Here is a 12,456-nt window from a genome sequence, read left to right as displayed (position 1 = left end):
AAAGAATTTAATTAGACATAGTAATCGTTCATTAACACAATAGAAAGGTAAGTTTGAAACAAGGAGTAGCTGTTTGTTTCAAATTTATCTATACATAAAATATTAAGGTTATAACATAGGAAGGAATCACTCAGATGAAAAAAATAATAGCATTTTTAAGTATGGTCTTTGTTACGGGGGTATTTTGTGGAAGTACTGCATTTGCAGAAGAAATGTCTTACTCCGTTCAAGCGATTTTACCAGAGAATCAAAAGTCAGATGTTAGCTATTTTGATTTACGTATGAACCCATCAGAAGAGCAAGAGCTAAAATTAAAACTAATAAATTATGCAGATCATCCCTCAACTATTGCAGTTATTCCTAGAGATGCTTTTACGAATAATAATGGAATGGTTGATTATAGTGTTGATAATCCTATGTTAGATAAAACAATGAAACATAGTTTGACCGATTTAGTTTCTGAGAAACAAATTGTTACCTTGAATGCCAAAGAAGAAAAAGAGATTATATTTCATTTAAAGATGCCAACTGATTCTTTCGATGGAGAAATCTTAGGGGGATTTTTTGTTCAAGAAGTAAATGATAAAGAGACTTCTGAGGATTCAAACGAGTCTAAACAAGAGCAAAAAAATGTTTCTGGTGTCCAACTATCAAATCGTTTTTCTTATACGATTGGTGTAAAATTAAGCGAAACAGATAGCGCTGTAAAACCAGAAGTCAAGCTGGGAGATGTCAAGGCAGGGCTAGCTAATGGTCGAACAGCTTTTTTAGCGACAATAAGAAATGTTCAAAGTACAACGGTAAAAAAAGCGACTATTGAAGCGAAGATCTATCAAAAAAATAAACTGATTTACACAACAAAAAAAGAAAAACTAGCGATGGCTCCCCATTCTGTATTTGATTACAATGTTTCTTTAGAGAATGAAGAAATACATGCAGGAGAGTATATGCTCAAATTGACTGTTACAAGTGGTGACGATCACTGGGCATTTACCAAAGGGTTTGATGTCGAGAAAAAAGAGGCAGAGAAACTTAATAAAGAAGCTATAGATGTGGTAAAACAACCAACCAATTATTGGCCATGGGTGGTAGCTGGAATGGGAATTGTCTTAGTTGGATTATTAGGATATATTATTTATCAAAAAAAACATAAATAAAAGAAACGAGGTTGGGATTCGTAGCGTGTCCCGACCTCGTTTCTTTTTTAGTTTAAAGAGTATTGCAAGTTTATTCAAAAAGCTGCAATGCCATCAATTTCTACTTTAAAATTTGGATCGATCAAACCGGCAACAACAACAAGTGTAGCTGTCGGTTTTGATTCGCCCACAAATTCGGCTAATTTACTTCTAACACCGGCTAGATAGGAAACGTCTGTAATATAGATTGTGATTTTCACTAAAGACTCTACAGTTAAATTATTTTCATGCAGAGCAGCTGTGATTTTTTCTAGCACAACTTCTGTTTGTTCTTCAATGCTTTGAGGTGTGTAATCAATTTTACTGGGGGTTTGACCTGAAATATATAGGGACATGTTGCTAGCTATTTTTGTGTTTTGGTAAATTTTCATGGTGTTTCCTCCATTCAAGTTGTTACGTTAATTGTATCATATTGAAGAGAAGTGATTGGATAGGGCGGTTTCGTAGATCATTTGTCCCTAACATCTATATTTTCTATAAGAATACCTATATTTTGTTTATTTCTATCTTTTTTTGAAAGCGCTACAATTCTATTGTAGACAATTTGATGGAAGGAGTTGGGGGAATGAAGAAAAAGTCAAAGAGCGCGCTTTTCTTTACCAATATTTGGCGGTATAAAGCGTTGATCTTGATGGCAATTCCAGCGATGGTTTGGATGATTTTTTTCTTTTATATTCCAGTGTTGACCAATGTGGTGGCGTTTAAGGATTTTCATATTTCACCAGATGGGTTTATTGCTAGTTTGAAAGAAAGTCCATGGGTTGGTTTAGAGAATTTCAAGTTTTTATTTTCTTCTAATGATGCCTTTTTGATTACGAAAAATACAGTGTTGTACAACGTGACCTTTATTACATTAAACCTTGTCATTTCTGTATTTTTTGCAATCGTGATGAGTGAGTTGCGGAATAAGCGCTTGGTAAAAGTATATCAAACGATGTCTCTTTTACCGTACTTCTTATCTTGGGTTATTATTGGGTATTTTGTTTATGCCTTTTTAAGTCCAGATAAAGGGATTTTCAATCAATGGATTTCAAATCGTGGAGGAACACCAATCAATTGGTATAGTGAAGCGAAATATTGGCCATTTATTTTAGTATTCATCGGAACATGGAAAGGAATTGGGTATAACAGTATCATTTATTTTGCCTCGGTTATGGGGATTGATCCAACTTATTATGAGGCCGCAATGGTAGATGGTGCCAGCAAGTGGCAACAAATCAAAAACGTGACGATTCCTCAATTATTACCATTAATGACGATCATGACGATTTTAGCTGTGGGAAATATTTTTAGAGCGGATTTTGGTTTGTTCTACAATGTTCCAAGGAATTCTGGCTCATTGTATCAGGTCACCTCTGTTTTGGATACGTATATCTTTAATGGATTGACTGCTACAGGCGATATCGGAATGACAGCAGCAGCTGGATTGTATCAATCAACAGTTGGATTTGTCTTGTTGATGATCACAAACGGAATCGTTCGTCGCTTTGACAATGATTCGGCATTATTCTAAGGAGGAGTGAAAACATTGAGGAAAAAGCCAGTTTCAAAAGTAACAATTCGTTCGTTTAATAGACCTGTCAATTTATTTTTTAATGTGCTGATCGCAGTTTTCGCGCTATCCTGTGTGTTGCCGTTTCTATTTGTTGTGGCAATCTCACTTAGTAATGAAACAGCCTTAGCGGCTCACGGCTATAGTTTTTGGCCTCAGGAATTTAGTTTTTTTGGTTATACTTATTTATTCGATCAGATGCAGGATAAAATTTTTCAAGCGTTGTTTGTGACGGTATTAGTCACAGTAGTTGGCACGCTGATCAATAGTACGGCGACATCACTATATGCTTATGTGATTTCAAGATCTAATTTTCCGTTTCGCCGATTTTTTACAGTGTTTTGTTTAATCACCATGTTATTTTCACCGGGAATGGTAGCGAATTATTTAGTGATGACAAATTTACTTCAGTTGAAAGATACGATTTGGGCGTTGATTTTGCCAATGGCAGTCAGTCCGTTTAATATTATTGTGATGCGAACCTTTTTTAAACGTTCAGTGTCAGATTCGATCATCGAATCAGCACGGATCGATGGGGCTTCTGAGATGCGAATTTTTATTCAAATCGTGCTGCCGCTAGCGGTACCTGGTATCGCAACGATCAGTTTGTTTGCCGCTTTAGGGTATTGGAATGACTGGTTCAACGCACTTTTATATATTCAAAAAGACAGTTTAGTGCCACTGCAATATTTGTTGATGAAGATTCAAAATAATATTCAATACTTGACCCAAAATGCCGGAGCCAGCAGTCAGTTATCTGGTGGGATGGCAGCAATACCGGGAGAATCAGCTCGAATGGCGATCGTGGTTATTTCGACATTACCGATTGCAATCAGCTATCCATTTTTCCAAAAATATTTTGTCAAAGGATTAACGATTGGCGGAGTTAAGGAATAATATATAGAAAATGGAGATGAACAGAAAATGAAAACGTGGAAAAAAGTAGTCGGTTTAAGTACAGCAGTTGTTCTTTTAGGTGCGTTGACAGCATGTGGTGGAGGCAGTAAAGAAAAAACTGACGGAAGCAGCAAAAAAACAGATGAAAATACGTTATTGATGTATCAAATTGGGGATAAACCTGATAATTATGATGCATTGATGGACGTTGCCAACAAGAAAATCGAAGAGAAAACAGGTGTTAAACTAAATATTCAGTATATTGGGTGGGGCGATTACAAGAAAAAAATGAGTGTCATTGTCTCTTCTGGTGAAAATTATGATATTGCATTTGCAGATAGTTATGTACCAAATGCACAAAAAGGAGCCTTTGCGGATTTAACTGAATTAGCACCGAAGTTTGCTAAAGATGCTTATGATCAGTTGGATGAAGCGTATATCAAAGGGAATTTAGTGGACGGTAAGCTATACGCATTTCCTGTAAATGGCAATGTTTACTCTCAACAAGTGTTGACGTTTAACAAACAATATTTAGATAAATATAATTTATCGATCGATGATATCAAAACATATAAAGATGCTGAAAGTGTGTTAAAAACATTCCATGAAAAAGAACCGAATATCGCAGCATTTGCAATTGGTCAAGGGTTTAAAGCGCAAGGTGATTTTGATTTCCCAATTGGAAATGACTATCCATTTGCTGTCGATCTAAATGGTGATACTAAAAAAATCATCAACCAATACGAAAACAAAGACTTTATGGACGTTTTAAAAACAATGCATAAATGGTATCAAGCAGGTTACATTCCATCAGATGCAGCCACAAGTAATACAGAGTTTCCTTTAGAAGGAAACACATGGTTCATTCGTCAAGAAACACAAGGTCCTTACGATTATGGCGATACGATTTTAAGTAATGCTGCGGGTCAAGAATTAGTTTCTAAAGCATTTACAACACCATTAAAATCAAGTGATCAAGCACGAATGGCGAACTTTGTTGTCGCAAATACGTCTAAAAATAAAGAAAAAGCTGTAGAAGTATTAGGACAAATCAATAGTGATCCAGAATTACTGAATGGGTTAGTTTGGGGTATCGAAGGCGAAGCTTGGGAAAAAATTCCAGATAAAGATGGAAAAATCAAATTACTAGACGGCTACAAACCAAATACGCATTTACCTGCATGGAATACTGGAAATAATAAAATCTTATACACACAAGATATTATTACTGATGAAATGATCAAAGAGCGTGATGAATCGATTGCTAAAGCAGAAACATCTCCGATCTTAGGCTTCAACTTCGTGACATCAAATGTGAAAACAGAAATGAGTAATATAGCCAACGTTATGAGTCAATATTTAGATGGCTTAAATACAGGAACCGTTGACCCAGAAGAAACAGTTCCTAAATTAAAAGAAGCACTTGCTAATGCCGGTTATGACAAAGTCTTGACTGAAATGCAAAAACAATATGATGACTTTTTGAAAAAATAAAACAGGTATAATAGCGGGAACCAAGTGATTCGATGATGCATCGTTTTTACTTGGTTCTTTTATCAAAAAAACAATTTCCTGATTGGACTGCGTAGTTCTATTACAAGCAGCAGTTTTTTTATTTGGAATATTTGGCATAGTTATTTATTATACTAATAGAGACGTAGAAAGGAAGAGTTAGATGGTTGGAAAAGCGTTAGAAACGTTATTCATTAAAATTTGGGTCATTGTAAAATTAAATTTATTCTTTTGGTTATTTAGCTGTTGTGGTTTGATTGTAGCGGGTGTGGGTCCAGCCTTGAAAACAGTTAACGAATTATTTGTCAGTCATGAATTTAATTATAAGGACATTACTTTAAAAGAAGGCTGGGCTATTTTTAAGCGGAATTTCATCAGGGGCAATATTATTTTTTATGCATTATTCGTATTATTGGCACTATTAGCATACAATCTATTTTTATCGGTTCAAATTCAAGGATTACCCTTTTTGATGATTGATTTTCTTTTAGTTTTTGCAATGATCTATGGGGGAGTTACATATCAATACACATTATTGTTAGACAGCTATTATGAAATCGGTTTAAAAAACTTATTGAAATTAGCGTTTATTTCAACGTTATCGAATTTTACAAATCTCTTGAAAATTGCAATTGGTATAAGTTTGATCTTGTTTGTTACGTGGAAGTTCAAAGGGTTGATTTTGTTTGGCACTTTTTCTATGATTCAAATTTGGAGCTTTACAGCAACAAAATCGTGGCGGCAAACGATCGATCAACGATTGGAACTTCATGCATAAAAAGAAAACTTCTTCCTTTAATGAAAAGACACTACTGAACCGATTACTAAAAAACTATGCGTTGATTTTGGTTTCACTGATTTTGATAGGCATGGGCAGTATTGGTATGAATACCTATTGGCAATCGATGGGAAGAGGGGAAATCACAGCTCAAGAAGCAGTCGATATGATTAGCCGATCGATCAATGATAAAAATTTACAAGGAAAAACTATGCTGAATGGTCTAACGGATAATCAAGAGAAGATCAACAATTTAAATCGATATATGGATACGTCGATTTCAGATTATTTGAATTATTCGTATGATCAACAACTGGCCACGGGGAACTATTTATTTTTGCCTGGTCAAGTGAAAAATTTTTATACCATGTATGATAATATCGAATCGATCATCATGGTATTGAACAATTATAATGATTATTATCTTTCTACACCACAGGATAAGAGTGGGAAGAAAATTAGCGGGACACCTCGTTTAAATAATAAATTTTATTTAGCTTACCCAATTACCAATCCAGTTACCTTAGAAGTGCTGGGCAGTTTTTATGTTGAATTCTCTCAAAAAGATATTATTGATAGTTTGACTCATTTGACGACTTTTGAAGGATTATCGGCATATGTATTCTCGAGTACAGGGTATCAGTTATTGACTTATACGGAAAAAGATAACACGATAGATCAGCAACTGATTCAACAAAAAATGAAAGAATCATCAGCGTTGCCACTTCAAAAATTGACGGGGGATAATATACTAGAACACCTGCAAACGACAAGTGGGTTTGATATTTTAGTGACGATTTCAAAAGAAAAGATCCTGACCCATGTTCTTTTTGATTTGCGTATTTTGATGTTGGGTGGTTTGGTGCTGATTTTATTGTTGCTCTATTTACTTTATCGAACATTCACTAAGTATTCTCAGCAAGTCGATATTATTATGGGATCAATGGCACTTGTTTCAGAAGGAGACTTGAATACACGGATCAATGAGCAAGAGACTCAGTTTGAGCTAAAAGAGCTCTCACGAGGAATCAACACAATGCTGGATAATATTGAGCAATATATTTCAGATATTTATAAATTAGAAATCAAGCAACAAGATGCCCATATGCGAGCATTACAGTCACAAATCAGTCCGCATTTTTTATACAATACATTGGAGTATATCCGCATGTATGCATTAAGTGAAGGCAGCGAAGAACTAGCCGATGTGGTGTATGCATTTTCAACATTATTGCGCAATAATACTGATCAGGCTAAGACAACAACTTTGGAAAAAGAGCTGAGTTTTTGTGAAAAATACGTCTATTTGTATCAGATGAGGTATCCAGATCGGGTGGCGTATCACTTTGAAATCGATGAAGCGTTGAAGGAACTGGTATTACCAAAATTTTCGATTCAACCATTGATTGAAAATTATTTTGTCCACGGAATTGATTTTTCCCGTAACGATAATGCGATTAGTGTGAAAGCTCGTTTAGTTGATGGGCAAGTGAAAATATTGATTCGAGATAATGGTAAAGGAATATCTCCTCAAAAACTAACGCTGATTAAAACCAAATTAAAGAGTCAACAAATCGAATTACATGATTCTATCGGATTACAAAATGTGAATGAACGTTTGCGAGCTTATTTTGGACCGACCTTTTTGATGACGATTACCCCAAATGAAACCAAAGGAATCGCTATTGAACTGTCATTTGACGAGCCAATTTCTTAAAACTAAATGGAATATAAAAACAGTCACAATAATTCACGGCTAAGGAGTGAGAGAATGACGTATAAGGTTTTGCTAGTTGATGATGAATATATGATCGTTAACGGCTTGAAAAGAATTATTTCATGGGAAACAGAAGGTTTTTCTATCAAAGGAACAGCGCAGAATGCCAAAGAAGCGTTAACTATGATGGAAATGGAGTCAATCGATCTTGTGATAACCGATATTACGATGCCGGAAATGACCGGATTGGAATTTATTGAAGCGGCTCAAAATGAAGCAAGACAGTTTGAATTTATGATTCTTTCTGGTTACCAGAAGTTTGATTTTTTAAAAGGCGGACTGCAACTAGGGGCGATCAATTACTTGATGAAACCTGTAGATAAATTGGAACTTTTAAAAAGTGTGAGAAAAGCCAAAAAACGTTTAGACAATCGTAATCAACAAGAAACTAGAAACGGCATGTATAGTGAAGTTTTATTGTCCCAATGGGTCAATGGTGAAATCGATAAAGATAACTTTGAAGAACTGAATCAACTAGTCAACACTGCAGAAAAATCAGATTGGACTGTGTTATTAGTGGAAGTCACGCGTGAAAAAAAAGCCCAAGTTGTTAAGTGGCTGGAAGGACAACAACAATCTTTGTTTTTTTCGCGTAATTTAGGAGATAAGAGTTTGCTTGTACATATCTTTAAAGGTGGTAAATATCAATTGAATCAACTTCTGGCAGCGAATCCCTTACAAGCAGATGAAGACGATAGCTGGTTGATCAGTGTGGGGGAAACAGTGAGTGATTGGGAAGATGTTCCAGATAGTTATGAAAAAGCAAACCAAACATTGCAGCGTTACAAGTTTTATGAAGCAAGTGGAAAAAATCTGCTATATTCTGTGTTTTCAGATGATTTTGATCTCTCAGCAGACATCATCAATTTTAACAAAACGCTGATGGTAGGGGATTTTACGACGATTGAGACGACGATTGCTGAAATCTTTACTAAAACGCAAAAAATAGGTGCACGTCCAGAAGATGTTCGGCATATTACATTTATGCTTTTCATGGATATCTATCGCCGTTTTAATCACTTAGATGAAGCGGAATACCAACAAGTTTTAGATGATATCAATCACTCGTCAAATGCGGATAAATTACGTGAGATTCTATCAACGACTGTTAAGCAAATCACTCGGGAAAAACTAGCGTATGATTATTCAGAGAATGTTCAAAAAGTTATCGATAAAATTCGTTCGGACTACACAAGTGAATTGACCTTGAAATGCGTGGCGCAATCTTTGCATCTTAATGTAATGTACTTGGGACAGCTGTTTAAGAAAGAAACCAAAAAGAGTTTTTCTCAATATTTGAATCAATATCGAATGAAGAAAGCACAGAACTTATTGCTGTATACAGATGATAATGTCAATGAAATTGCGGATAAAATTGGTTTTAACAATAGCACCTATTTCTCACAGATTTTTAAAAAGATGAACGATTTAACACCGAAAGAGTTTCGGGAAAAATACAAACATCACTATGATTCTGTGGGTGAAGAATGAACAGACCAAAAAACGAACTGGATGTGTTATTGCTCCAGTTCGCTTTTTTTATTCGTTAAATACTAAATGGAAGTTGTTCATTCTCATAATTTTTTGGTCTAGGGACAATGCCTAAAGTAAACTCGATTTTTCCGCCTTTCATCAATGATTCATGCTCAAACACTAAGCTCTCGTGTGAAGAATCATTATAGTAGATATGATCGATAAACTGTTGCTGCTCCTGATTTGGGCCACTGGAAATCGTCAATGTTTCCCCATTAGACAAATGAATAACGGCTTTATCGAATAAAGGCATGCCAATAACATATTCACCTGAACCAGGACAGACAGGATAAAAGCCTAGAGAGTTAAAAATGTACCAACTTGCCATGCTTCCATTATCTTCGTCTCCAGGGAAACCAGTGGGGCTGTCATTAAATTCTTGAATCATTAGTTGTTTTAGCAAAGGCTGTGCAAATTCAGGTTTACCAAGGTAACTGAACAGGTAAGGTAGGTGGAAACTTGGCTGATTAGAAATCGCCAGTTGTCCAAATTCAGTAGCCGCCATTTCGCTCATTTCATGGATTTCAAATCCGTATCCATCGACATTAAAGGAAGGTGATTGATTACATAAATCAATTAATTTTTCTAGGAATTTATCATGCCCTCCAAAAGCTGTGATCAAGCCTTTAAAATCATGATAAACAGCAAAACTACTTTGCCAAGCACTCCCCTCAGCGTAATCACCACCCCAGCGATGACTATCAAAACCTTCTTTGAATGACCCGTTTGTTTGTTTCGCACGCATGAACCCTGTGTCAGGATCAAAAATAGTTAAATAATTTTTCGCCTGTCTACCATAATGTTCGGCTGTGTCAGAATCTTTTGATATTTTGGCTACTTGGCTGATGCAAAAGTCACTATAGCAATAATCTAAGGTATGATTGACCGACTCGTGGTAGTGAGCAGGAACGTAGCCATAGGTTAAATAGTCATTTGTTCCTTGTCTACCATAATTTGGATTGTCGCTTTGAATTGTAGCTCCTTTGATCATGGCCTCTAAAAATTCGGGCATCAAATCAGGGCGAATATTTTTCACTGCAGCATCTGCAATCACTGCATCGATCAATGTTCCTGGCATCAAACCTCGCTCATCAGGTGAAAGCCATTTAGGTAAATAGCCGCTTTCTCGATAACTGTTTAAAAATCCTTCTAGCATTTCTGCATATTTTTCTTGAGCAATTAATGAATACAACGGGTAAACAGTTTTATAAGTGTCCCAAAACCCATTATTCGTATACAGAAATCCTGGTTTTACTTTCTTAGCTAACGTATCATAATGAATAATTTGTCCATCCAAATCTTTTTCATAGAAAGTTTGAGGAAATAAAAATGCTCGATATAAATTATGATAAAACGTTGATCGACGTTGTTGGTTTTTATCTTGAATATCAATTTTATTTAGATAATACGCCCATTGTTCCTCTGAATGTTTACGGTAATCTTCTGGCATCCAGGCAAACTCCCGTGACAAATTCAACTTGGCTTGTTCTAAACTAATAAAAGAAGTACCAAACTGAATAACTTGTTTCGTGATGTCTCCAAATGAAAAAGTAACACAATCATCTGCTCCAGCTTGTTCCGTAAGTTGTTCAATAGCTAGTGGCTGTTGAAAATGTAGGGTGAAATAAAAAGCAAAATCTTTATCCTCACAGCCTGCGTAGTTGACGATTGATCCGGAAACGGTATGAGCATCCTCGATCGTAATCTTATAGTTTCCTGGCAATGAAAGTAAGAGTCCTGCATCTGGCTGTGTGTAACTTGTTGACAAAGCACCACCGTACATACTAGGGATCAAACGAGCTGTCAGTTGATAACGTTGTGCAGTGATTTCTAAATAGCTAGGATTAAAAACGCTTTCATCTGGTCGGTAAGAAGATTGTGCATGAAAAATGCTCTTCTCTTTTAGCTTGCCATTAAAAGGCTGCATAACAAAATAACTAAAATCCCCCATCCAAGGGCTAGGTTGATGAGTTAAACGGAAACCTTGGAAGACTCGGTCGCGAGGATTAAACCACCAACTACCATTATCCCCATTGGTTTGTGGCGCAAAATAATTCATGCCAAATGGCACACCAGTATAGGGGAGACAGTTGCCATTTGAAAAAGAATGTTGGTTATCAGTTCCGTGTCGAGTGTCGATTAATGTTGGTTTCATTCCTTAATTCTCCTTTGTTGAGTTACGAATAATTTGTTTTACTGGGACTTGTTGGTCTGCTGGAATCACATGGTTTTCAATCCATTCAATCAGCATCGTTCCGGCAAGTTTTCCCATCCCTTTAAAATCTTGAGCAATCGTTGTGAGTGCAGGATCGATCAGTGAGGCTGCTTGGATATTATCAAAACCGATAACGGATAATTGAATTGGTATATCAATGTTAGCTCGTTTCGCTTGATTCATGAGTGAGATTGCAACTAAGTCGTTTTCACAGACGACACCTGTAATGGCATTTTCGTTGAGATAAGCCATTACGTCAGCGTCTACAAAGGCTTGTTTGTCTGTTAATGCTGTATGAAAAGATAAGTGCTGTTCTTTTGTTGCGTGAATATAGCCTAAATAACGCTGCCGCACTGATTGAGGCAAAGTCGGTTCTCCAAAAATATAAGCGATCCGTTGATGACCTTGTGCAGCTAAATAATTGGTAGCCATAGCACCACCTGAAAAGTTATCAGATTGAACCGTTGGGTAAGGTAGATCATGAATTTTTTTATCTAAGATGATAACTGGAAATTGCTGAATAGACAGCTCAAATAAGGTATCTAAAAAGTCTTCAGTGTTGTGGGCATAATAAATCATGCCATCAAAATCTTCAATGATATCAGCTGCCTGTTTATTGATCAAAAATTCAGCAGAGGACATGATGACTTCATAATGATGCTCACTTGTTATAGGAGCCAACCCTTCATTGAAATTTCCGAGGGAAAGATCGTTGACAAATGGAATCAAAAATAAAATACGGGAAACTTTTTTCTTTTTCGCTTTCTGTTTTTGAACATAGCTCCCTTTTCCTTGAATACGGTAAATCAATCCTTGACTTTCTAGCTCTGTCAACGCTCGTTTAGAGGTGATGCGGCTAACGTTGTAAGTTTGAGAGAGTTCCTTTTCAGTTGGAAGTTGAGCATTTTCTGGTAGCTGACCTGTTTCTATTGCATTTAATAAATCATCGATGATTTTTTTATATAGTGGTTTAGACATTGTAATTCTCCTAATTGT

10 protein-coding genes are annotated in these 12,456 nt (G+C 36.0%); 7 read left to right on the top strand and 3 right to left on the bottom strand.

Annotated features, from left to right (window positions below):
* Positions 1-134: 134 nt before the first annotated feature.
* Positions 135-1,157, top strand: coding sequence for a WxLIP family cell surface protein (locus I583_RS12335; protein ID WP_010761729.1), 1,023 nt, complete (start codon positions 135-137; stop codon positions 1,155-1,157).
* 74 nt (positions 1,158-1,231) lie between these two features.
* Here I583_RS12335 and I583_RS12330 read toward each other — a convergent pair whose 3' ends face one another.
* Positions 1,232-1,567: a RidA family protein gene (locus I583_RS12330; RefSeq protein WP_010761728.1), complete on the bottom strand. Its 336-nt coding sequence runs from the start codon at positions 1,565-1,567 to the stop codon at positions 1,232-1,234.
* A gap of 176 nt (positions 1,568-1,743) precedes the next feature.
* Here I583_RS12330 and I583_RS12325 point away from each other — a divergent pair, with 176 nt between their 5' ends.
* The 6 genes from I583_RS12325 (at position 1,744) to I583_RS12300 (ending at position 9,203) form a co-directional block, all read left to right on the top strand.
* Positions 1,744-2,709: an ABC transporter permease gene (locus I583_RS12325; RefSeq protein ID WP_174270362.1), complete on the top strand. Its 966-nt coding sequence runs from the start codon at positions 1,744-1,746 to the stop codon at positions 2,707-2,709.
* 15 nt (positions 2,710-2,724) lie between these two features.
* Positions 2,725-3,645 (top strand): carbohydrate ABC transporter permease, encoded by a 921-nt coding sequence (locus I583_RS12320; RefSeq protein ID WP_010761726.1) that lies wholly within the window; start codon positions 2,725-2,727, stop codon positions 3,643-3,645.
* Between the two features lie 27 nt (positions 3,646-3,672).
* Entirely contained in the window at positions 3,673-5,139 is a 1,467-nt protein-coding gene (locus I583_RS12315; RefSeq protein WP_010761725.1) for an ABC transporter substrate-binding protein, read from the top strand.
* A 181-nt stretch (positions 5,140-5,320) separates the two neighbouring features.
* A complete protein-coding gene (locus tag I583_RS12310) occupies positions 5,321-5,935 on the top strand; it encodes a YesL family protein (protein ID WP_010761724.1) in 615 nt (204 codons plus the stop codon).
* The gene (locus tag I583_RS12305) at positions 5,928-7,652 is read left to right on the top strand and encodes a sensor histidine kinase (protein WP_010761723.1); all 1,725 of its coding nucleotides are present in this window, start codon (positions 5,928-5,930) and stop codon (positions 7,650-7,652) included. The genes I583_RS12310 and I583_RS12305 overlap by 8 nt, the downstream gene beginning before the upstream one ends.
* 54 nt (positions 7,653-7,706) lie before the next feature.
* Positions 7,707-9,203 (top strand): response regulator transcription factor, encoded by a 1,497-nt coding sequence (locus tag I583_RS12300; protein WP_010761722.1) that lies wholly within the window; start codon positions 7,707-7,709, stop codon positions 9,201-9,203.
* A 55-nt stretch (positions 9,204-9,258) separates the two neighbouring features.
* On the opposite strand, the gene I583_RS12295 is transcribed toward I583_RS12300, so the two are convergent.
* Both I583_RS12295 and I583_RS12290 read right to left on the bottom strand, forming a co-directional pair.
* Positions 9,259-11,400 (bottom strand): GH92 family glycosyl hydrolase, encoded by a 2,142-nt coding sequence (locus I583_RS12295; RefSeq protein ID WP_010761721.1) that lies wholly within the window; start codon positions 11,398-11,400, stop codon positions 9,259-9,261.
* A 3-nt stretch (positions 11,401-11,403) separates the two neighbouring features.
* A complete protein-coding gene (locus I583_RS12290) occupies positions 11,404-12,438 on the bottom strand; it encodes a GntR family transcriptional regulator (protein ID WP_010761720.1) in 1,035 nt (344 codons plus the stop codon).
* Positions 12,439-12,456: the final 18 nt, after the last annotated feature.

This window comes from Enterococcus haemoperoxidus ATCC BAA-382 (genome assembly GCF_000407165.1).
Taxonomy (GTDB): Bacteria; Bacillota; Bacilli; order Lactobacillales; family Enterococcaceae; genus Enterococcus_L; species Enterococcus_L haemoperoxidus.
The sequence above is the reverse complement of the archived record's forward strand: the minus strand, read 5'-3'. Positions and strand labels throughout refer to the sequence as shown.